Raw genomic sequence first — 20,928 nt, forward strand, 5'->3', positions numbered from 1 at the left:
TTTCCGTGGCCGGTGTCAGAAGCCGGTGGTGACGTGGACGATGGCCGGGTGTCCCATGAGCAGGAGGAACCCGAGGATCAGGAGCATGACGGGCAGGGTCATGCGTTCGGTGGCCTGGTGGGCGCGGGTTTCGAGGGCGGCGAGGCGGCGGGTGCGCAGGGTGGCGGCCTTGGCCTGGACCGAGGTGCGGACGCGGGCGCCGTCGGTGCCGGCCAGGCGCAGGGAGGCGGCGAGGTCGTCGAGTTCGCGTACGCCGGTGTGGTGGGCCAGGCCTGCGAGGGCGTCCCAGGGAGAGTGGGCGCGCAGGTCGGCTTCGCGCAGGCAGTGGCGGATCCGGGTGAAGGCGGGCCCGGCTCCTGCGCGGGTGGCGGAGGACAGGGCGGTGGAGACTCCTGCTCCTCCGGCGAGGGCGATGCCGGTGAGGTCGGCGATGGCGGAGGTGGCCTGGCGCAGCTGTGTCCGGTGGTGCTCGGCGCGGTACCTCAGGAGTAGGGCGGGTGCGAAGACCGCTGAGGCCAGGAGGACGGCTCCGAGCAGGAGCGCGATCGGGATGGTGAGCGGGAACTCGGGCAGTGCGGCCAGGGACACCAGGAGGACGGCTGCGGTGCCCGCTCCCAGCAGGGCGACGATCTGGTGGGCCCGGTAGGTGTCGAGGTCCTGGCTGCAGGCGGCGAGGTCGTTGCCGAGGCGTTCGGCCGGGGGGCCGATCCGGGCCAGAATCCCTGCTCCCGTTCCGCTCGCACCCTGCCGCGTCGACGCTTCGACGGCTTCTCCTTCTTCTGTGGGGAGGAGTTCCGCGAGGCCGGGGCGGCTCAGGGCGCAGGCGGTCCACCAGAGCCCGGCTCCGGCGGTGGCTCCGGCCATGGCGGCGACGAAGGCGTTCATCGGGTCCCCTCTGCGGTGTTGAGCAGGCGTTCGGTGTGCGGTGGTTCGGCCAGGCGGGACAGCCACCCGAGCGCGGCCGCCCACAGCGCCCCGACCAGCGCCAGAACGACCTGTCCGCCGGCCGAGCCGAGGGGCGCGAAGAAGGGGCCGTTGAGGACGGCCATGCTGGCGGCCATGGTGAGGGAGGTCGCGGTGATGATGCGTACGGAGGTTCGTGTGCGGGCCCGGGAGGCCTGGATGCGGACGAGCATGGCGGCGCGGTCGCGGGCGGCTTCGGCGAGTGTGCCCAGCAGCGCGGCCAGGTCGGCGGCGTGGCGTTGGACGGCCATGGTGAGCGCGGCGACGACCAGGTCGGCGGTCTCGTTGTCGACCCGGTGGGCGAACTCGACGAGTGCCCGGTCGAGGTCCTGGCCTGCGGTGAGATCGTCGGCCAGGCCGCATACATCCTCGCGGATGGGTGCGGGTGCGGTGCCGGCGGAGGCGCGAATGGCCTGGTGGAGTCCGGCCGAGGCGCTGATGAGGTCGCGGAGCTGCTCGGCCCAGGCCGCGACCGCTTCGATGCGGTCGGCCTCGGCGGTGACGGTGCGGTCGGGGGCCAGGTGGCGGGGCAGCCACCACAGGGCGAGTGCGGCCAGGAGCGCGGCGACCGGCCAGGAGGTGAGGGTCCAGGTGATCGTCCCGGCACCGGCCGCCGCGGCGATCCGCAGTCCGGCCGGACCGGTGAGGTTCAGGCGGGAGCGGAGGGCGGACAAGAGCGTGGGCAGGGTGGGGGCGAGCAGCACCAGGCCCACGCCGACGGCGGCTCCGCCCAGTGCGGCGACGGGCATCGTGGTCATGCGCCGCTCCCGGTGAGCAGGGTGGTCGGGTCGAAGCCGGTGCGGACGAGCTTGCGCGCGTAGGGCGGGCTCAGCGGGAGGACGAACCCGTGTTCCGCGGTGTGGATTTCGTTGGTGACCACGCGGGGTCCGTCGCAGCCGACGATCTCGCGGATGCCGGCGACGCGGCGGGTGCCGTGGGCGTCGGTGTCGATGTAGACGGCCAGGTGGACCGCCGAGGAGATGAGGATGGCGCTCTCCTCCAGGGTGAGGCGGTCGCGTGCCTGGTTGGCGTAGGTGGCGAGTTTGGTGAGGATCTGCTCTGAGGAGGAGGCGTGCACGGTGGCCATGGAGCCGTCGGTGCCCATGGTCATGGCGTGCAGCAGAGCGACCGTTTCCTGTCCGCGGGTCTCGCCGACGATGACCCGGTCGGGTGACATGCGCAGGGCGTGGCGGAGCAGGTCGGCGAGGGTGATCTCCCCTGCCCCTTCGGTGTTGGGCGGGCGGCCCTGGAGTGCGAGGCAGTTGCGGTCGGGGTCGGAGTCCAGGGCGAGTTCGTAGGCGTCCTCGATGGTGATGACGTGTTCGTCGTGCGGGATGTGGCGGGCCAGGGCGCGCAGCAGGGTGGTCTTGCCCGATCCGGTGGCTCCGCCGATGACCACGTTCAGGCGGGCGCGGACGGCCGCGACGAGCAGGGCGCGGACCGGTTTGGTGAGCATGCCGGAGGCGGTCAGGTCGGTGAGGGTGAGTTCCCGTTCGGGGTGGCGTCGGATGGTGACGGCCGGGTGGCGGGAGACGCCCATGACCGCGGACAGGCGGGCGCCGTCGGTCAGTTCCATGCTGAGCAGGGGTGCGGAGGCGTCGAAGCGGCGTTCGCCGCCAGGGGCCTGGGCGGCGAGGCGTTGGACGAGGGCGATGAGTTCGGTGTCGGTGGAGGTGATGGGCGGTCGCTCTTCGCGCTGTCCGCCGCCGAAGTCGACCCAGACGCGGGTGCCGTTGATGTGGATGTCGCGGATTCCGGGTTCGGCGAGCAGCTCTTCCAGGGGGCCGAGGCCGCATACCTGGGACAGGACGCGGGTGCGGACCCACGCCTCCTCGTGTTCGTCGAGGGGATGGGCGGCTCCGGTGAGGGCCCGGCAGGCGTGCTCCTCCAGGAGGACGGACACGAGGGAGTCGGCGCGTTCGCGCCGGGAGGTCTGTCCAGGGTCGAGGTGGTCGCCGTCCGTTGACCGGCGCACGAGGGTGTCGGTGACCTGGTCGGCCCAGTGGTGGGCGAGGTCGCGTACGTGCTCGGGAACGTGGCGCAGGGCCGTTGGGGCCGGCTGTGGGGAGGAAGGTGTCGGGGTCATGCGGCACCCGCCTCGATGAGGGCGGCGGTGCGCGCCGCCGTGGTGTCGGCGCACAGGTCGTCGATCCGATCGGCCAGCTGCTGGGCGGCGGCCAGCAGAGGCATCCAGGTGACGGCGTCGGGGTCGCGCCGGGTGTGGGACCAGGCGGCGAAGCGTTCGCGCGGGCCGCGGGGGCCGGTGCGTTCACCGCGCAGGTAGCCGGCCCCGGTGGGGTCGTGGGGCAGGTGGGCCCACACGCGGTGGCCGGTGGTCGTCTCGATCTCGATCGAGGTGAAGCGGTTCCCCCGCACGGCCAGACCCACCACGGCGCCCTTCTCGGTGAGGGCGTCGAGGATGTCGCGGCAGCGGGCGACCCGGTGGAGCTGTGCCGGGTCGTCGCCGTCAACGGTGACGACCGCGGCATCGGCGTGGGCGAGCAGACGGGCGCCCGCGGTCCCGGGCATCACCCGGCCCAGGTCCAGGACGGTGACGCCGCCGTCGAGAACGGCTCTGCGGTGCGCGAGGACGTCCACCACGGGCGTGGCCTCATGCGGGGTGGCGGGTGCGGTCAGCACCCGCAGACCGCCGGGCAGTTCGGCGGTATGGCCGAGCAGGGCCCTGCGGACCCCGTTCTGCCGCACCTGGATGAGGTCGGCGGCCGAGCGCACGGAGGCGACCAGGGAGACCAGCCCGGGTCGGCCTTCGATGCGGTGCCATACGGCCAGGTCCCCGCCGCTGACGTCGGCCTCCACCAGAACCGGAACGGTGAGCGGACCGGCGGGCCAGATGGCCGCGAGGGCTGTGGCCAGGGTGGTGACGCCCGGTGCTCCGGAGAGCGAACACACCGCGATGATCATCGTCTTCTCTTTCGTGTTCGGTCGTTGTCGTGGGCGACGGGGTGAGCGGGAATGACGATCAGGGTTCGGGGGTGAGCACCAAGCGGGCGGTGGAGCCCTCCAGAGCGTGAACGGCATCGGCGGCACGGTCCTCGGGAACGATCAGCTCGATGACACGGGAGCCCGACGTCTCCCCCTCCTCCCCCGAGCCGTGGAGCCGCGCCGGAACCGGATCGGTCTCGGCGCTCATGAGCAGCAGCGGTGCGCCCGGACCGGCCGAGGCGGGGAGCATGCCGGGGGTGGTCTGCATCGACACCACCGTGTTCCCGGGTGCGGGCCAGGAAGCGGTGTCGGTGAACATCGGGGATGTGAGGACGGTTCCCTCGGGCACGGGGAGAGCGACCGGTGCTCCGAGAGCGCTCTCGGTGGTGGCGAGGTCCAGGCCTTCCACGCCCAGGGCGTGGACGATGCGAACGTGGGAGGAGGTGAGCACCTCACCGGGGACGAGATCGGTGGCGGCGATCAGCATGGGGGTGCGCTCCTCCTCGTATCCGGCCGCCCAGGCAGCGATCACTCCTCCCAGAACGGCTGCGGTGATGCCGGCGAGGGGGCGCTTCCACCGACGGGTTCGGGTAGGGGTCAAGCGGATTTTCCTGCTTTTCCGGTCGGATTGATTCGAATCCGGTGGTGCGGAGATCGTGGTCACGGGTTCGGCGGCCTTTCGTCGGTGGCGGAGGGCGAATCAGTCGGTGACGAGGGCGTGCACCTCACGCACGCTGAATGCGCGGCGGGCGGTGGTGGTGAGCGGGTCGAGAGTGCCGCCGTCGCCGCTGGTGGTCGACCAGGTCACCGTCCAGACAACGGTGGCGGTGACGGGGAACGTGCCGTCGGGCTCCCGGTGCGAGGCGCGGGTGTAGATGTGACCGCAGTCGGGTGAAGGGGCTGCCGGTTCGCGCCGGTCGGGGTTGTAGACGGCGCCTGGGCCTTCGCAGGTCAGGGTGGTGCCGTCGCCGAGGTGCCAGGTGGCACGGTCGGGGGTGGCGGTGACGGTGACCGATCCGGCAGAGACCTCGGCGGTAGCGCTGACCGGTTCCCAAAAGGCAGGGGCCATCCACAGCCACACCGGGAAGCCGACGACCGTGTCCATGCCGAATTCCGGGGAGGCTGCAGGATCAGGCGAAGGCAGGGTCATGGTGGCGCGGGCCTGCTCGGCGACCATGCGCGGATCGACGAAAACGGGTTCGGCCAGTGCGGGCATGGAGCCGGCCGAGCACGTCCACTCCTGTTCGGCGTCGTGTTCTCGCCACGAGGTGCAGGCGACCTGCGCGACGAGGCGAAGTCCGCTTCCCGATCCCGTCGGAGAGGCCGGGTCTCCTCCTCTGGGAGAGGAAGTGGTGCCGTGTTGGGCGGTGGCCGTGGCGCTGCAGCCCGGCCCTCCGTGGTGACCGCACACCGCCGATCCGCGCAATCCGGCACTGTCGTCCATCGGAAGCATGGGAATCCCGGAAACAGCCACCCCCGCAGCGAACGCTCCGGCCGACACGAGCGAGGTCAGCACGTGTCCTCACCCCAGATGCGCATCTCGGTGACCCACCAGTCGAACACGTCGCGGGTGACCGTCGCTGTGACGAGGACGTTGTCGGACTCCGGTTCGTCCGCGCCGATGACCGTCCAGTCGCCGCCTCCTTGGCAGTCCTCGATCTCCACGACCGTGGGCTCGTCTTCGGGGGAGGCCGACACCACCACGGGGTGCAGTTCCGGCGCGCCCTCCATTCCCTTGCCCGCGTCGGCGACGCCTTGGACACCGTGGCGGGCGAGTTCCAGTGCCTGTCCCGTGGCGTGCTCCGTGAGATCGGGGTGATCGGGGTCCATCTCGGCGGAGGCGACCACGAGCGCGTCCCAGAAATCCCGGTAGGCGGTGACCGCCTGCTCTTCGGAAGGCTGTGTCGTGGCCTCCGTTTCCGCCAGGGGAGCTGCGGATCGGGCCAACGGTTCGGCCATGGAGGTGGTGCTCTCGGGAGTTCCGGAACATGCCGCGGTGAGCACCAGGCACAACGTGGACAGCACGAACGCACGCACGAGAAAGGCACTCCCTTGAGTGATTTGATCGTCACTCTTAGTGACTTGAGTGAACGTAGTGCGCCTACCGCGCTTCGCACAAGCGGTTCTGAGTAGCTCGCGGGAGAAAAACTGTCGCCATACTCACCGCTCAGGGATGTCCAACCCGACTGCCTGCGAAAACACAACCAGGAAAAGGGAAGCGGCAGCGGAACGGCGCAGACGGCCAGATGGGCGGTGTCCCCGAAGGAACACCGCCCATGAGACAGGACGCTACTCAGGGAGTGAGGACGAACGCGGGCAGGTCGGCCGGGATCGCACCGGGCTCAATGGGCAGTGCGGCCCACACCGCGCGGCCCAGGATGGTCGTGTTCTCGCGAGGCCCCAGGGTGTAGGAGCCCCACTCCACGGCAAGAGCCTGGATCAGCATCAGGCCCCGACCGTCCTCCGAGGTACGCCACAGGTCCTCGGTGGCCTGTTCAGGGATGTGCGGCGAGCCGACCGCTCCGCCGTCATCGAGCACGGCCAGCCAGAGGATGCGCTCATCGATCAGGGCCAGGGCTCGGTGGAAGCAGGGCCCGGAGGTGTGCTCCACGGCATTGGCCGCCAGCTCACCCAGGCACAGCAGGGCGGTGTCGATGGTGTCGGTGTCGAAACCGGCCAGGTCTCGCGCCAGGTCGTGACGGGCCCGCCCGACATGGGGCAGGACTCGGGGGTAGGTACGGTGCTCCCACCAGGTGCGGGCCGCGGCGGGCGGGGAGAGTACGAGCCTGGTCATGGAATCCCCCGTTCAGGCCCGCTGGGCCAGGTAGACGCGGATGCGGTCGGTCAGCTCGGCGAACTCGTCCTCCGCCGGGTCGGAGTCTGCCGCCGGGGGCGTGGCCGGGTAGTCCTCCGGCTCGGCCGGACGCGGCCGGGGAACAGTGGCTCGTGCAAGGTAGGGACGCACCAGGGCCCCGGCGCTCCAATCGGGGTCGACGTCCGCCCTGTCCTCCTCGAAGGGGGTGAAGCGCTCTCGGTAGGCCTGCTCCCAACGGGTCGAGGCGGCGGACGCTCCGCTCTCCCAGGCACGCTGTTCGGGGAAGCCGGTCGGATCGGCGAGCAGGTCACCACCTCGCCCGTCACGTCCGGAAACGCTGTTGGGGGCCGGCGCTGTGGACAACGCGCGCGGGACCCGACGGGGAAGCCGGTCCAGGCGGGGGCTGAAGAGTGCGGCCAAGGCGGTGGCCAGCAGCGCGGCGGCCAAGGCCCACACGCGCCCGGCCATGCTGTCGCAGGGCCGCCGGTGACGGCCGATAGTAGGGTGTTCCACGGTCTCCTCCTGGTTGCTTCAGGTGGTGATCGCGCCCCGGCCCTGTGTGGGAGCACTGGTCGGGGCACCTGTGTTTTCGGTTGTTCCGGGGGTGGGTGTCATTGGCCTTGGGCTGCGCTTCCCACCCGGATCGATTCAGGCCACGGTGGCCCAGGGGTTGCAGGTCAGGTCATAGGCGAGGAAGAACCACACCTGCCCGCGGTCGGCGATGCCGTTGTCGCCCCACGAAGTCGCCAAGGCGTCTACCGGCGCCAGCCCTCGCCTCGATTCAGTGTTCGCATCCAGCCCGTAGGGGCGGCGGTCAGGTGTTCACGCTCCCCGTCCGGGGTGGTGCGCCCGTCCGAGCTCCCCTGGTCGGCGCACATCAGGTGCAGCCCCGTGCGGCAGCGCTCGCACCGCAGCGTGAAGGTCCCGAACGGCCGCCCCGAGCGGGAGTGGGTGAGCGCGTTGGCCGCCAGCTCCGACCCGAGCAGGGTGAACAGGTACCGGTAGTCGGCGTCGCGTTCAGCGGCGCTGGTGTCCAGAAACGCCCGCACCAGCGGCATCAGCTGCGGCGAAGACCCGAACTCATAGGAGCGAACCCTGTAGTGGAGTCTGCGGGTGTTGGGGTTGAAGTAGTGGCGGCACCGCTCCGGCACCAGCTGCCCCAGCGGCAGGGTCCCCTCCGGCAGCGTCGGCATCGGCAACGGCATCGGCGGGGGCGAAGAGACGATTCCGAGCATGGCAAAAACACTCCTCAGCATGAGATCGCAGTTCAGGGGGAGGTGCAGCAGCACTAGGGCACAAGCTCGCAGCGACTGGGCTTGCGCCAGAGCGTGGATCCTCTCAGCTCATTGAGAGTCAATATTGATTTTCAATATAGGATCTCAATGGGAGGTTGGCCAGTGGAACACCGAACCTGGCCAGCCAGGTTCTCCGCCGACTCCCCCAGCAAGCGGACGCAACTCCGCTAACGTTCACCGCACCGACCCCGAAAACACACGAGGTGGCATCCATGGGCTCCAGCCCGACAGTCTGGCGACGCTGGCTCGCCCACGAACTGAAGCGCCTCCGCGAGGAGGCCGGGCTCAGCCGCAAGGAAGTCTCCACCGCCCTGCGCTGTACCACCGGCAAGCTCCACTACATCGAGACCGCGGTCGTCCCACCCCGCACACGCGACCTCGAAGAAATCCTCTTCGACCTCTACCGGGTCCCGCAGGACCACCGGGAGCATTACCTGCAAGCCGCCCGCAACGCCAAGAAGAAGGGCTGGTGGGAGCACCACAGCGAGACCGTCCCCAAGTGGTTCTCCCTCTACCTCGGCCTTGAGCAGGGAGCCTCGGAGATCTACGCCTGGGAGACTCAGCTCCTTCCCGGACTGCTCCAGACGCACGCCTACGCAACGGCACTGATGGAGAACGGCACCGCGGAACTAGGAGAGGAAGAGATCCGCCGCCGCGTGGACATACGCATGTCCCGCCAGAAGATCCTTGAAGGCGATGAGCCGATACGGCTGTGGGCGGTCCTCGACGAGGCCGCGCTACAGCGGAACGTGGGCGGCGCCGAGGTGATGCGCGAGCAGTTGGCCCACCTGCTGGAGATGTCCCAGCGGCCCAAGGTGACCCTCCAAGTGCTGCCTCAGCGGAGCGGGGCCCACCCGGGCATGATGGGCAGCTTCTCGATCCTGGGCTTCCCGGCCACCATCGACTCCGGAGTCATCTACATCGAGCACCGCACGGGGTCGATCTACTTGGAGCAGCCGATGGAGATCAAGGAGCACCAGATAGCGTTTGAGCATCTGCGCCTCGCGGCTCTCAAGCCCGCGCAGTCCCGCCTTCGGCTCCAGGAGATCATGGAGGAGTACTCATGACTCAGGTCCCGCTCGAATCCGAACTCCGCCTGGTCTGGCGTAAGAGCAGCTATAGCGGCGATACCGGCGGCAACTGCGTTGAGGTCGCCGACCTGCTCTGCGGAGCCGCCGTTCGCGACTCCAAGCACCCCACCAACGGACACCTGCCCTTCCCCTCCCCCGAGTGGACCGCCTTCCTCCACTCCGTCCGCGGCTGACCCTCGCCTCCCCAATCCCGCACAACGCCGCTGACGCCCGGCAAGGACCAGGTTCCCCTCTGGGAACCGCCGTGTTCATCACGTGACCCACGATTCTTCGTTCCTGGAGCGGCATAGGCCTCGATGTACTCCGAGACTCGGGCTCAATGACCGGTGGTGCCGGCGAGCCGACCTGCGAACACCCCCAGCGGCGTAGGCTCTCCAATCCTGACCGAGGATCGGTGTGGAGTTCCTCGAACCTCTGCACCCGGGTACTTCTCGCCCGGCACTGCGCCTGGTACGGCAGCCCGTGCCGGGCGGCGAGCGAAAGCGCCTCGTCGTACAGGGCGTGCGCGCCGGTGAAACCCCCCGTCGCTGACAATGCTTCGGCGGAGGTGACCGCCTCGATAACCACCAGCTGGGGCAAGGAGCCTCTCCTGATCCCGGCCGCGACTGGGTCGGCTCCGCCCTCACACCGGTGGGTTCGGTTCCCAACCTCCTCCCCGGTCTCCCGGGGCGGGCACTTCTCAGGAATCTCGCCGATCTCGATCTTGCCGCCGGGCGGCTCTCACTCGTTGCGCAGCAGCAGTATCCGGTCGTCACGGATCATCACCCCCTTGACGGAGACAGGGAACATGCGCGGAACGTAAGGGGCATCGGACATGAGAGGGCTCGCTTCCGAAAACGTACGAGCTCGTTGCCCCCGTGGTGGGTACCCCCGCGGGGGATCCCACGCGGCTTCGGCCGGGCCAGAGTGAGGAGCAGTCCCCACGCTCGCTGTCGCGAACCGCCGGTTCCGTCAGCGCTCGGCTCTCTCAGCAGTGAAGCGAGGAGAGGCAATTGAACGCCCCCGAGCCCCGCCCGCAGGGCACCCTCACGATAGGCAGACGGTTCACCTTCGAGGCCGGACACCGCCTCCCCGGCCTCCCCACCGAGCACAAGTGCTCACGGCAGCACGGCCACAGCTACGAGGTCGAAGTCATCCTCACCGCCGACCGCCTGGCCCCGCCGGGCTTCATCACCGACTTCGCGGACCTGGCACCGTTCAAGGAGTACCTCGACGAGGAGCTCGACCACCGCAACCTGCACGAGGTGCTCCCCGTCGAGCCGACGTCCGAACTACTGGCCCGGTACCTGGCCGAATGGTTCATCACCCACGTCGAACCCCACATCCCCGGACGCCTCCAAGCGGTGAAGGTCAGCGAGACCGCACGCAGCTGGGCACGATTCGACGTGGAGGGAACATGACCCCCGCCGGCAACGCAACCCGGCACGTGTCCGGCCACGGGACGTCGTTGATCGTCGCGGAATGCTTCGGCGACGTCGAACCGACCTTCCAAGGGGAGGGGCCGAGCCTGGGTGTCCCGGCACTGTTCATCCGACTGTCGCGCTGCAACCTGACCTGCTCCTGGTGCGACACCAAGTACACCTGGGACTGGACCGTCTACGACCCCACTCGTGAGGCACACCGCCGCGACGTGGGCGAACTGGCGGACTGGGCGTGCAGGACCGACGTGGGCCTGGTGGTCGTCACGGGCGGAGAACCGCTCCTCCAGCAGCGCGCACTCATCCCGCTCGTCCGCCGGCTGCTGGCGGCGGGAAAGCGCGTGGAGGTCGAGACCAACGGCACGATCGCACCCCAGAACGAACTCCTGGTCGACGGCGTGGTCTTCAACGTCTCCCCGAAGCTCGCCACCTCCGGTGTCGACGCGGCCAAGCGCATCGTTCCCGCCGTCCTCAACACCTTCTCGGCCAGCGGGCGGGCCGTGTTCAAGGTGGTGGCCCGAACCCCGGACGAGCTGGAGGAGGTCGACGAGCTCGTCAGCCGGTTCGCTCTGAGCCCCGTCTACGTCATGCCCGAGGGCGCCACCGCCGACGATCTGGTGCGCACCACCCGTGTCCTGGCGCCGGCGACGACGAGAACCGCCCCCCGGTCACCGTGATCAAGCGGGAATTCGCGGGGAACTCGATCCGGTCCATCCAGGCCGACTGAGGCCACGGCCCCCCGACAACACCGCCCACCCCTTCGCCGCAGCCTGCGAATACTGCGTCTGCCTCGGTAAGGCCTATCCCACTTCTTCGTACCAATCAGCAGGAAGCGAGTGGAGGTCATGGTCGGAGAGCTCGCACCGTGGTGATGGTGAGGGTGGGCAGGGCTCCGGGGGCCGAGCGGCGGACGCGGCCGGTCACCACCACGACGGGCTCGGTCCGGAACACACCTGCCGAGTGCTCCTGAGCGTCGGCGAACATGGCGGCCTCCACGACGCCGGTGCGGTCCTCGATACTCGCGAAGATCACCCGCCTGCCTGAGCGCATCGGCGGGGTCTGGAGCGCGATCGTGAGACCGGCCACGGCGACGGTGGTGCCGGTGGGAACCCGGTGCAGGTCTGCGGCGGCCACCAGCGGCGGGCGGGGCCGGGCCGCGAGGTCGGCCAGCCGGTCGGCATGGCGGTCCATGAGGTGGCCGGAGATCTCATAGCCCAGGATCCGGGCCTCCTCCTCTAGGCGCTCGGTGTGCGTCATCGGTGTGCCTTGGCCAGCGGGCACCTGGTCCGGGGTGGTCGCCAGCGCGAGCTGCCCGGCCCCGGCCGCGGACCGGGGGTGGGCGCGGGCCAGGCTGTGGGCGTGCAGTAACAGGTCGCGGCGGTCGGGGCCGTCGTCCTGGTCGGCGCCGGTGAGGTGGTCCAGGGCTCCGACGAGGATGAGGTCGTCCAAGGCGGGGGTGGAGGGGTGGGCGCGGACGATGAGGTCGCGCAGGCCCGTGAACGGGCGCGAGCCGAGGATGCGGTCGGTTTCGGCGGGGGTGAGCGAGCCGATGTCGGAAAGCGCTGGCCGCACCCCCCAGTGGTCCTCATCCACCTGTTCGACCCGCCAGGTGCGCTTGGAGGCGTGGATGTCCATCGGTAGGACGCGGACACCGAACCGGCGCATCTCCGCCAAGAGGGTGCGCCGCGGATACATCCCCGGGTTGTGGGTGAACAGCCCGGCGGCGAACGCGGCAGGGTGGTGGCGTTTCATCCACGCGGACTGGTAGGCCACCTGGGCGAACGCCACCCCGTGGGCTTTGGTGAACCCGAATGCGGCGAACGCGGCAAGCCGCTCCCAGACGGCGTCGATGGTGGCGGGGGTGTGGCCTTGCGCGGTGGCGGCGGTGTGGAATTCGGAGGCGACCTCACGCAGCCCCTCTGGGGTTTTCAGGGCCCGGCGCCAGGATTCGGCCTGGTGCAGGCCGCATCCGGTCATGGCGTCGAGGATGCGGAGCATCTGCTCGTGCCAGATCATCACTCCGCCGGTCTCGGCCAGGATCGGCTCCAGCAGAGGGTGGGCGGTGGGGGCCGGGCGGCCGGTGGTGCGGGCGGTGAGGTAGTCGGTGACGAGGTCGGAGCCGACCGGGCCGGGGCGGAACAGGCTGATGTCGATGGTCAGGTCGGCGACGGTGGCGGGCCGCAGCCGGGAGACGAGCTCGCGCTGCCCTGGGGACTCGGTCTGGAAGCAGCCGATGGTGCGGCTGGCGGCGATCATGTGGGCGGTCGCGGGATCGCCGTCCGGAATCGCGTCCAGGTCCAGGGCCTTGCCGGTGGTGCGCTCCACCTCGCCGAGGGCATGGGCCAGCGTCGACTGCATCCTCACCCCGAGCACGTCCAGCTTGAGCAGCCCCCAGGTCCAGGACTCCACGGCGTCCTTGTCGGCCATCACCATGGCGTGGCCGCTCCCGGAGGGGCGGGTGGGCAGCCGGTCGGGCAGGGAGTGGTCGCTCAGCACGAGCCCGCAGGGGTGCATCGCCACGTGGCGTGGTAGATCGGACAGGCGTTGCGCCAGATCCACCAATTCCCGCATGCGCGGTGTGTTCCAGCCGTCCATGGCCCGTAGTTCGGGCAGCTCGCGGATGGTGTCGCAGATGCGCGAGGCCCGCACCCGGGGCATCAGGGCGGCAATGCGCTCGACCTCGACCGTGGGCAGGGACAGCGCCAGCCCCGCGTCGCGGATCGCCGACCGGGCTCGGTAGGTGTCGATCATCGCCACCGCGGCGCTGGAGCCGGGGTGGGCGGCGATCACCGCGTCGTACGCCTCCAGGCGCCGCGCCGACTCCACGTCCAGGTCGACGTCGGGCATGGGCCGGTCGGGGCCGCAGAACCGTTCGAACAGCAGCCCGTGCTCCAGCGGGTCGATCGCTGAGATGCCGAGCTGGTGCACGATCATGCTGCCCACCGCCGACCCCCGCGCGGAGCAGCGGATGTTCTTGGCGCGGATGGCGTCGGCCGCGTCGGCGATCGTGAGCAGGTAGGACTCCAACCCCATCCGGGTGACGGTCGCCAGCTCCTGTTCCACCCGGTCGCGGACGGCCCGGGAGCGGTCCAGGCCCAGGCGGGCGGCGCCGGCGTCCAGGCGCGAGCGCAGTTCGGCGGGTGCGTCGGGGCGGTCGGGAAGGTGAATGCGTCCCGCGCCCAGGTCCGCGACGGGGTCCAGGGCGCAGGAGGCGGCCAGGGCCAGGGTGTGCGCGATGAGGCGGCGGGCGCGGGTGGTGTCGCCTGCGCACACCCCTGCGGCCACCGCCTCCATGTGGGCGGCGTCGGCCAGGTGGGCGCTGGTGGTGGGCGGGCCGGGGGTGTGGCCGCCGGGGCTGTAGAGGCGGATGCGGTCCAGGGCCTGGGCCACGGAGGCGTCGCCCGGGTCAGGGTAGCGGACCGTGTTCGTCAGGACGGCCAGGAGGCGTTCGTCGTCGGCCATCCGCACCAGGGACCGGGCGGTGTGCAGCTGCCCGTCCGCCCCGTGCTGATGCGGGGCCAGGACGATCTCGGCGCCGGTGGCCCGCCAGGCGGTGAGCAGGTCGCGGGCGTGGGAGCCGCGCCGCTGGGCCAGGGCCAGGCCCACATCGGAATCGGTCCCCAGGAGCACGACCAGCCCGTGGGCGTGCTCGGCCACCTGGTCGCGGGTGATGGCCGGGCCGGCGCCGTCGTGGTGGGCGGTGGTGACCAGGTGGCACACCGACGCCCATCCGGTGGCGCCGCGGGCTAGCAGGACGACGCGTCCCCCGTCGGGTGAGGCGAGGGCGAGGTCGACTCCCAGCACCGGGCGCACGCCCGTGCGGCGGCAGGTGTCAATGTGTTCGGCGGCCCCGTACACCCCGTCGCGGTCGGTCAGGGCCGCCATGGGTTGGCCCTGGTGGGCGGCCTGCTCGACCAGTGCGGCGGGGGCGGCGGTGCCGTGGCGCATCGAGTAGTGCGAGGCGACCCGCAGATGCGCGAACGGTCGGCTGCCGAGCACTCCTGCTCCCCTCCTCTTCCGTGAGCGGCAGGGGAAGGACACCGCTTTCGAACTTGCGTTCGAAGAATGTAGCGCAAGCTTACTCCTGCCGCGGCCTCTGACCTGCCCCGATGAAGCGGGGCAGGGGCAGGGCGGGGTGCGGGATCGCCTGTGGTGCGGGCGATGCGGCGCGGCCGGGCGTGTCCTGAGAACGTTCGGGTGGGGGCGGCCACATCATCGACCCATGGGATCAGGAGACGAGTCGGACCCGGTGGTCGTGCGCCTCGTGGGCGGTCCGCCTTGCTGGGACGGGGTGGTGGTGTAGGGCGTGTGCGAGCGGTGGGAGATCTACAAGGTTCCCGTGGAGGAGCTGGGGGCGCTGCTGAGCGTTCCCGGGCAGGTGTCCCCGCGGGCCGTGTACGAACCCGCCCCGGACGGCGACCGAGCAGTGTGGCTCTTCCGAGGCTGGGGGAGTAGACCTTCAGTAGGGAGATCGGTGGCCAGGGGACGAGGGTCTGTGTTAGCGAGGCGAATGGGCCCTCGGCTCCTGGCGGTCTAGGGCCACCTGGTAGCGCCGCGCTGGGGCGACGACAACGACGACGCCCAGTTTTACCCGATGTCCTCCGCCGAGCTGATCGACGAGGTCAAGTAGCAGCCAGGCCCGCCGCGGCCCCGGCCCTGGAGCGCGGCGGGCCCCCGTGCACCGGCGGGACAGGTTCGCAGACACATCCTCCGGGCTGTCCGCCTCCCCAGGACCGGGCGTTTACGGTGGGCGTGCCCGAGCCTGATGGGTATGAATCCCGCAGAGGCATAGCCGCGCCTTAGCCTGAGGCCGTGCACTTCAACGACAGCGCCTGGGCCCGACTCCGGGCTACACGCGCCAACCCCCCGGCCCCCACCGCCAAGCCGAAGCCGCGCAAGGTCACCTACCAATTCGGCCTGGAACAAGCCGAACAGCTGTTCCGCCAGGCCGCCGACGCCGCTCCCGCAACTCGCCCGATCACCGTGTTCTACGGGCTCAGCCAGGCCGGACGTGCCATCGCAGCCGCCGCCAGCAATGCGCAGGACAAATGGGAACTCGTCGGACACGGCATCAGCCCCCGGAACGACACCTTGCGCGATCCCCTGCCCGACGTACAGATCCGCACGGATGGCCCTGAAAACCGGGGCAGCTTCACACGGTTGTCCAAGATCCTGGGCTCCCCGGTGTGGGGCGACACAGCGGTGCCCCTGGAAAAGCTGTGGGACTGCATACCCGAGACCGGAGAGTGGCTGTTCGGTGAGCCGAGCACAGACCGGCGCACTCCCCTGCAGATCGAGATCCGCGACGTCCCGGAGCAGGAGCAGGATGTGGTGCAGGTACCGGCCTGGCCGCTCCCGCCATGGGTGATCACCACCACCGACCACCAGACGCTTCACGACTACCTCGCGGTGTTTCCTGACGCCGCAGGCTACGACTTCGCCAAGACCGGCCCCGGACCAGACGCCGACCCCGCATACGAACCACATGTGGACGGCTCTGGCGAGGTCTACCTGAGATGGAATGCGGACCTCGGCAGGAAGTACACCGAACGGATCGCCCTCCTGCACGGGAAAAGCCGTCTCTACCAGGGAGGCCGGTACCTGTTCCCCGCACCACCAGGAGCCGATCGTGGAATGCACCCGCTCATGGCCTGGTGGGCGATCCTGCACACGCTTTCGATGCTGGCCCGCTACCACCCCGTGGAGTGGGCCCGCCACATCGACGTGGACGCCAGCCCGTACGCGGTTCCGATCGAAGAGCTGCTGCGCGTGTCCCTGGGCGTCCTACCCGAGCTAATTCTGGAGGCTATCGACGACGTCCAAGCTTGAGTCCCACCTCGGCAACTGGCGGCGTTCCCAGCTACCGGAACCGCGTCACCCATAGGTTCGAGCGGCCCGTCACGAGGATGATTACAGAACTCGGTGGCAGGGGCGCTTCCGACCGTGGCCCTCACGACCACCGGGGCCTGCCCGCCGCCCCCAGGGGAAGGAGACCTCCGTATACAGATCCAAGACCAGCCCTGGCTTCGGAAACCATGAGTTCGATCCGCCCGGCCCCGAGCCGAAGGCGGAGGCGGACAAGCCCGGCACCGAGCGCAAGCCCACAGGCTGACCCTGCCTATAGACAAGTCCCGGTCCCCGCACGAGCTGGGCTTTGTGACCTGTCCGCGACCTCTCGCTGCCCCCGGCGGGGAATCCTGGGAAGCCGGGCCCGGCCCGGTTCGGGGCGTACAACAGACGGACAGAGGTAGCGATGACCGAAACGGGACAGCAGATCGGCGGATTCCGCCTGATACGGAAGCTGGGGTCGGGCGGGTTCGGGTTGGTGTACCTGGGCCGGGACGCCGACGGGCGGCGGGCGGCGGTCAAGCTGCTGCACCCGCACCTGGCCGCCGATCCTCAGGTGCGCCGCTACTTCTCCCGGGAACTGGTCAACGCCCGCCGGGTGCAGGGGTTCTGCCTGGCCGAGATCCTGGACGCCGACCCCGACGCCGAACGGCCGTGGATCGCCACCGAGTACATCGACGGCCCGACCCTGGCCCAAGCGATCCACCAGGAAGGGCCGCGCACCGGCGGGAACCTGCACCGGCTGGCGGTGCAGACCATCACCGCGCTGGCGGCGATCCACGCCGCCGGGGTGGTGCACCGCGACCTCAAGCCCGCGAACATCCTGCTGGCCGCCGACGGGCCGCGGGTGATCGACTTCGGGATCGCCCGCGCTCTGGAGGCCGACACCGTCTCGGCCACCCCGGTCGGCACGTTGGGGTACATGGCGCCCGAGCAGCTCGAGGGCACGTCCGTGGGACCATCGGCCGACGTGTTCGCCTGGGGTGTGGTGATGGTCTACGCCGCCACCGGCGCCGCGGCGTTCCCCGGCCCCACCCAGGCCGCGCGCATCAACCGTGTGCTGAACCACCCGCCCCAGACCGGGGACCTGGCCGACCCGCTGCTGGGCATCGTGCTGGCCTGCACGGACAAGGACCCCGCCCGGCGGCCCACCGCACGCCAGGTCTGGGACATGCTCCTGACCGGACAAGCCGCACCACCGCCCCTCGCCAAGACCAGGCTGCTTCGCACCGAACCCGAGGACGAGGAAGAAGCACGCCTGCGCCGCGCCGCCAAGGGCGGCAACACCGACGCCCAAATCAAACTCGGCGTCCTGCTGGACCATCGGGGTGAGGTGGAGGAGGCGGAGTCCTGGTTCCGCAAGGCGGCCGAAAGCGGCCACACCGGCGCCATGAACAATCTTGGGATCAGGCTGAGGGAGCGGAGTAAGACTGCGGAAGCCGAGACTTGGTTCCGACGTGCCGCCGAGGGCGGACACACCGGCGCCATGAACAATCTCGGGGCCCGGCTGGCCGACCGAGGGGAGGTCGAGGAGGCAGAGTCCTAGTACCGCAAGGCCGCCGAAGGCGGACAGATCTTGGCAATGAACAACCTCGGGGACCTGCTGCGGGACCGAGGTGAGGTCGAAGAAGCGGAGTCCTGGTACCGCAAGGCCGCCGAAGGCGGACAGATCTTGGCCATGAACAACCTCGGGGCCCTGCTGGCCGACCGGGGTGAGGCGGGGAAGGCGGAGTCCTGGTACCGCAAGGCCGCCGAAGGCGGACGGACCCTGGCCATGAGCAACCTCGGGGCCCTGCTGAAGCAGCGGGGCGAGTTTGAGGAGGCGGAGTTCTGGTACCGCAAGGCCGCCGAGGGCGGACACATCGACGCCATGAACAACCTCGGGGCCCTGCTGAAGAACCAGCGTAAGGCGAAGAAGGCGCAGCCCTGGTTCCGGCGTGCTGCCGAGGGCGGACACACCGGCGCCATGAACAACCTCGGGGCCCTGCTGGAGCTACAGGGCAAGGAAGGGGAAGCGGAGTCCTGGTATCGCAAGGCGGCGGGCGGTCGCTGATGTCCGTCTCTCGGCCGGACGCACCGCACCTCTGACCCACGCCGAGGTCCGCCGGTGGCGACGCCGCCCCGACCAGCAGGCTCCCGACTGATACATCGCGGCGTGCTGGTGGCCAAAGCCGCGCGCGATGCCCAACGCGCCCACCGCCGCCACGTCCAGGTCCAGGAGGCCGAGCACGCGCTCCTGCTGCGCGAGCACCACATCCGGAGCCGCCTGCGCGCCGGCGCCACGCGCTTCGATGACGCCGACCGGGAGATCCTGCACCGGTTCGTGCTGGAGGCCTGTCGGGACCTGGCCCGCGAGTGCGGCGACCACTGCGGAGGGCCGGTGCCCGAACGGGGGCCGAACGCGGCCGCCGTGCTGCGCTGGGCGGGAGTCGGTCCCGACGACCACACCACGTGGCCGGTCCACCGCGGCGACTGCGCACTGACCGGATCCAGTGTGCGGACCAGGGCCGACGTGTGAGCCCCCGGTCCGCAGGCACACGGGAAGGACCCCGGCGACGCCGGAGCCGACGGCCGCTGTCGGCGCCTGGCCGGCCTGAGCGCAAACGCCCCGGCGTGAGCGGAGAGTGGCCGTATTCGGCCAGTTGCCCGGAAAGTCCCACACGGCTGAGCACGCTGTGTTATCTGTGCGCACATGCCCACCGAGGATCGCCGCCGAGTCCGCACAGCCGTGACCGGTCACAAAGGGTCAGACGAACCCTCCTACATGCCCACCGACCCCGACGAGGCCAAAGAGTTCCGGGACCAGGCCAAAGAGCGCGATGAGACGCACTGGTGCGGTCTGCTGCTGGGCGGGTGCGGAGGACGCCTGATCCTGAAGGTCCCCGAGGACAAGATCCCCCACTTCGCCCATCGCGCCGACTCCAACCTGTGCGCGCGCATGGCCCAGGGACGCGAACACATCCGGGGCGGACAGAGCGCCGACCACCTCTACGCCCGCCGCCACCTGCGCGCTTGGATGCGCGAGCACCCGGGCACGGACGCGACGGTCCAGGCCCCGCCCGAGTTCAAGGGCCTGGAGGAGGGGCGCGGCTGCACCGAGCTGATCATGCCCACCGGCGGCAAACCGCTGCGCCTGGTGTTCACCCACGACCCGGACCCCGAGCTGCTGCGTCTGGCGAAATCGCCCCAGGCGCGCGACTACGTGTGGCTGGTGCGCGCGAACGAAGCCGTCACGCGCGCCTTGGTCGGCAACAGTGTCCCCCACCGGTTGTTCCGGTTGGAAGACGATACCGACCACGACAGGGCCCTCCAGGTCGGATTCCGTGACGGCACCGGCGAGGTCGAGTGGGTACCGCTGGCCGAGTGCGTCCTGCACGGCGACCACCTCACGCGCTCCCGGCCCGCCACCCCCGCTCCCTCGAACCCCGCCCCGCGCCAGGCGGCGGTAGCCGAGACCGCCTCAGCGCCCGACCCCGTGGAACAGGCGGCGGCCTCCCTGCGCCAGGCACTGGCCCAGGGCGATGCGGCGAACGTGCGCACCCTGGCCGAGGTGCTCCGCAGGCGGCTCACCCAGCAGGGCGTGCACAGCCTGCCCCCGCACCTGGTCACCGAGGCCCGCGCTCTGCTGCGCGAGGCCGCCCAGGCCCAGCCCCGGCGCGCCAAGGTCATCGAGGTGCCGCGCCGTGTGCCCACCGTGGAGCCCTACCGGCCCTCCCTCCAGGCCCGGGACCCCCTACGCGAGGACGTGGAGCGCCACATCGGCAAGCTGGAGTGGGCCGAGGCCAAGGGGCACAGCCGCGCCTATGAGGACAACCGCGCCGCCCTGGTGGAACTGCTCAACCGCCCCGACACCCCCACAGATCTGGTGGACCGGATCAAGCAGCAGCTGCGCCACTTTCCCAAGGACCGGTTCCGCCGATCCGAGCCGTGGACACCGGCCCCCGAGCGGCGCTCACGCCGGCGCGGCCAGGCCAGGGGCGACCGGCAGACCCAGCCCGCACGGCACGACGTACGCCGGCACGCCCACTTGCGGGAAGCGCTGGACACCCTGCGCTGGGCCCAGGAACGCCGGATGCCCGACACCTACGCCCACACGCGCGCCCAGCTGGAGCGGTCCCTGACGGAGCAGGCGGACCTGCCTGCGGGATTGCGGGAGCAGATCGAGGCGCAGTTGCTGCGCTCCCCCCAGGGGTTGTTCGACCGGCCCGTCCCCACCCCCGCCCCGCCGCCCTCCCCCGCCCTGCCATCCGCCCCTGCTCCGCCGCCCACGCCCGCTCCCGCACGGCCACGCCAGAACGACAAGAAGCCGCAGCGAAAACGCGGCCGCGCCCAACGGGACACCCGGCAGCGACGCGAGCCGACGCCACAGGCCAAGGCCGAGGGCGGCCTGCTGGCCACCGCCCGCATGGACGAGCGCAGCCGCAAGCTGCTGGAGCAGATACGCCAGCCCCAGCCGGAGCAGGCCCCGCCCGAGCGCGAGCAGCCCACCAGCTGACCGGCTCACGAACGAGGGCCCAGAACCCCATCGCCGGGTTCCGGGCCCCGCCACGCTCCCA

At 70.5% G+C, this 20,928-nt stretch carries 19 protein-coding genes and 1 pseudogene; 9 read left to right on the top strand and 11 right to left on the bottom strand.

Going from position 1 to position 20,928, the window contains the following annotated elements:
* Window positions 1-15: 15 nt before the first annotated feature.
* The 10 genes and pseudogenes from K1J57_RS28250 to K1J57_RS28295 all read right to left on the bottom strand — a co-directional run bounded on the left by K1J57_RS28250 (window position 16) and on the right by K1J57_RS28295 (window position 7,914).
* Window positions 16-885 carry a type II secretion system F family protein gene (locus tag K1J57_RS28250; protein WP_220561753.1) on the bottom strand — a complete coding sequence of 290 codons (870 nt, stop codon included), beginning with the start codon at window positions 883-885 and terminating at the stop codon, window positions 16-18.
* Window positions 882-1,721: a type II secretion system F family protein gene (locus tag K1J57_RS28255; RefSeq protein WP_220561754.1), complete on the bottom strand. Its 840-nt coding sequence runs from the start codon at window positions 1,719-1,721 to the stop codon at window positions 882-884. The genes K1J57_RS28250 and K1J57_RS28255 overlap by 4 nt, the downstream gene beginning before the upstream one ends.
* Window positions 1,718-3,049 carry a CpaF family protein gene (locus K1J57_RS28260; protein ID WP_220561755.1) on the bottom strand — a complete coding sequence of 444 codons (1,332 nt, stop codon included), beginning with the start codon at window positions 3,047-3,049 and terminating at the stop codon, window positions 1,718-1,720. Before K1J57_RS28260 ends, K1J57_RS28255 begins: the two co-directional genes overlap by 4 nt.
* Window positions 3,046-3,885 (bottom strand): hypothetical protein, encoded by an 840-nt coding sequence (locus K1J57_RS28265; protein ID WP_220561756.1) that lies wholly within the window; start codon window positions 3,883-3,885, stop codon window positions 3,046-3,048. Before K1J57_RS28265 ends, K1J57_RS28260 begins: the two co-directional genes overlap by 4 nt.
* Before the next feature lie 58 nt (window positions 3,886-3,943).
* On the bottom strand, window positions 3,944-4,438 hold the full coding sequence (locus K1J57_RS28270; RefSeq protein ID WP_255646652.1) for a hypothetical protein: 495 nt from the start codon (window positions 4,436-4,438) through the stop codon (window positions 3,944-3,946).
* Window positions 4,439-4,606: 168 nt separating this feature from the next.
* Entirely contained in the window at window positions 4,607-5,422 is an 816-nt protein-coding gene (locus K1J57_RS28275) for a hypothetical protein (RefSeq protein ID WP_220561758.1), read from the bottom strand.
* A complete protein-coding gene (locus K1J57_RS28280; RefSeq protein ID WP_220561759.1) occupies window positions 5,416-5,865 on the bottom strand; it encodes a hypothetical protein in 450 nt (149 codons plus the stop codon). Before K1J57_RS28280 ends, K1J57_RS28275 begins: the two co-directional genes overlap by 7 nt.
* Window positions 5,866-6,199: 334 nt before the next feature.
* The gene (locus K1J57_RS28285) at window positions 6,200-6,700 is read right to left on the bottom strand and encodes an ATP-binding protein (protein WP_220561760.1); all 501 of its coding nucleotides are present in this window, start codon (window positions 6,698-6,700) and stop codon (window positions 6,200-6,202) included.
* Window positions 6,701-6,712: 12 nt separating this feature from the next.
* The gene (locus tag K1J57_RS28290) at window positions 6,713-7,234 is read right to left on the bottom strand and encodes a hypothetical protein (RefSeq protein WP_220561761.1); all 522 of its coding nucleotides are present in this window, start codon (window positions 7,232-7,234) and stop codon (window positions 6,713-6,715) included.
* A 135-nt stretch (window positions 7,235-7,369) separates the two neighbouring features.
* Window positions 7,370-7,914 (bottom strand): annotated as a pseudogene (locus K1J57_RS28295) (ATP-binding protein).
* A 314-nt stretch (window positions 7,915-8,228) separates the two neighbouring features.
* On the opposite strand from K1J57_RS28295, the gene K1J57_RS28300 reads away from it, so the two are divergent.
* From K1J57_RS28300 to K1J57_RS28320, 4 genes are all read left to right on the top strand, one after another.
* On the top strand, window positions 8,229-9,083 hold the full coding sequence (locus tag K1J57_RS28300; RefSeq protein WP_220561762.1) for a helix-turn-helix transcriptional regulator: 855 nt from the start codon (window positions 8,229-8,231) through the stop codon (window positions 9,081-9,083).
* Complete coding sequence (locus K1J57_RS28305; RefSeq protein ID WP_220561763.1) at window positions 9,080-9,280, top strand: DUF397 domain-containing protein; 201 nt, start codon at window positions 9,080-9,082, stop codon at window positions 9,278-9,280. The genes K1J57_RS28300 and K1J57_RS28305 overlap by 4 nt, the downstream gene beginning before the upstream one ends.
* Window positions 9,281-10,099: 819 nt before the next feature.
* Window positions 10,100-10,507, top strand: coding sequence for a 6-carboxytetrahydropterin synthase (locus tag K1J57_RS28315; RefSeq protein ID WP_220561764.1), 408 nt, complete (start codon window positions 10,100-10,102; stop codon window positions 10,505-10,507).
* Entirely contained in the window at window positions 10,504-11,202 is a 699-nt protein-coding gene (locus tag K1J57_RS28320; protein WP_220561765.1) for a 7-carboxy-7-deazaguanine synthase QueE, read from the top strand. Before K1J57_RS28315 ends, K1J57_RS28320 begins: the two co-directional genes overlap by 4 nt.
* Window positions 11,203-11,368: 166 nt before the next feature.
* Here K1J57_RS28320 and dnaE read toward each other — a convergent pair whose 3' ends face one another.
* Complete coding sequence (gene dnaE / locus K1J57_RS28325; RefSeq protein ID WP_255646653.1) at window positions 11,369-14,524, bottom strand: DNA polymerase III subunit alpha; 3,156 nt, start codon at window positions 14,522-14,524, stop codon at window positions 11,369-11,371.
* Between the two features lie 813 nt (window positions 14,525-15,337).
* Between dnaE and K1J57_RS28330 the strand changes: the two genes are divergently transcribed.
* The 5 genes from K1J57_RS28330 to K1J57_RS28350 all read left to right on the top strand — a co-directional run bounded on the left by K1J57_RS28330 (window position 15,338) and on the right by K1J57_RS28350 (window position 20,867).
* Window positions 15,338-16,354, top strand: coding sequence for a YaaC family protein (locus K1J57_RS28330; RefSeq protein WP_220561766.1), 1,017 nt, complete (start codon window positions 15,338-15,340; stop codon window positions 16,352-16,354).
* A gap of 424 nt (window positions 16,355-16,778) precedes the next feature.
* Window positions 16,779-17,918 carry a serine/threonine-protein kinase gene (locus tag K1J57_RS28335; RefSeq protein WP_220561767.1) on the top strand — a complete coding sequence of 380 codons (1,140 nt, stop codon included), beginning with the start codon at window positions 16,779-16,781 and terminating at the stop codon, window positions 17,916-17,918.
* A gap of 36 nt (window positions 17,919-17,954) precedes the next feature.
* Window positions 17,955-18,425 carry a tetratricopeptide repeat protein gene (locus K1J57_RS28340; protein ID WP_220561768.1) on the top strand — a complete coding sequence of 157 codons (471 nt, stop codon included), beginning with the start codon at window positions 17,955-17,957 and terminating at the stop codon, window positions 18,423-18,425.
* Window positions 18,426-18,527: 102 nt separating this feature from the next.
* A complete protein-coding gene (locus K1J57_RS28345; protein WP_220561769.1) occupies window positions 18,528-18,890 on the top strand; it encodes a hypothetical protein in 363 nt (120 codons plus the stop codon).
* Between the two features lie 246 nt (window positions 18,891-19,136).
* A complete protein-coding gene (locus tag K1J57_RS28350; RefSeq protein ID WP_220561770.1) occupies window positions 19,137-20,867 on the top strand; it encodes a competence protein CoiA family protein in 1,731 nt (576 codons plus the stop codon).
* Window positions 20,868-20,928 lie beyond the last annotated feature (61 nt).

This window comes from Nocardiopsis sp. MT53 (genome assembly GCF_019598965.1).
Taxonomy (GTDB): domain Bacteria; phylum Actinomycetota; class Actinomycetes; order Streptosporangiales; family Streptosporangiaceae; genus Nocardiopsis; species Nocardiopsis changdeensis.

Bases quoted from the DNA above. Each gene is read 5' to 3' on its own strand.
- K1J57_RS28265 (WP_220561756.1), bottom strand. From the start codon at position 3,885: ATGATCATCGCGGTGTGTTCGCTCTCCGGAGCACCGGGCGTCACCACC.
- K1J57_RS28255 (WP_220561754.1), bottom strand. From the start codon at position 1,721: ATGACCACGATGCCCGTCGCCGCACTGGGCGGAGCCGCCGTCGGCGTG.
- K1J57_RS28350 (WP_220561770.1), top strand. From the start codon at position 19,137: ATGCCCACCGACCCCGACGAGGCCAAAGAGTTCCGGGACCAGGCCAAA.
- K1J57_RS28340 (WP_220561768.1), top strand. From the start codon at position 17,955: ATGAACAACCTCGGGGACCTGCTGCGGGACCGAGGTGAGGTCGAAGAA.
- K1J57_RS28285 (WP_220561760.1), bottom strand. From the start codon at position 6,700: ATGACCAGGCTCGTACTCTCCCCGCCCGCCGCGGCCCGCACCTGGTGG.
- K1J57_RS28250 (WP_220561753.1), bottom strand. From the start codon at position 885: ATGAACGCCTTCGTCGCCGCCATGGCCGGAGCCACCGCCGGAGCCGGG.
- K1J57_RS28305 (WP_220561763.1), top strand. From the start codon at position 9,080: ATGACTCAGGTCCCGCTCGAATCCGAACTCCGCCTGGTCTGGCGTAAG.
- K1J57_RS28260 (WP_220561755.1), bottom strand. From the start codon at position 3,049: ATGACCCCGACACCTTCCTCCCCACAGCCGGCCCCAACGGCCCTGCGC.
- K1J57_RS28280 (WP_220561759.1), bottom strand. From the start codon at position 5,865: ATGGCCGAACCGTTGGCCCGATCCGCAGCTCCCCTGGCGGAAACGGAG.
- K1J57_RS28335 (WP_220561767.1), top strand. From the start codon at position 16,779: ATGACCGAAACGGGACAGCAGATCGGCGGATTCCGCCTGATACGGAAG.
- K1J57_RS28320 (WP_220561765.1), top strand. From the start codon at position 10,504: ATGACCCCCGCCGGCAACGCAACCCGGCACGTGTCCGGCCACGGGACG.
- K1J57_RS28300 (WP_220561762.1), top strand. From the start codon at position 8,229: ATGGGCTCCAGCCCGACAGTCTGGCGACGCTGGCTCGCCCACGAACTG.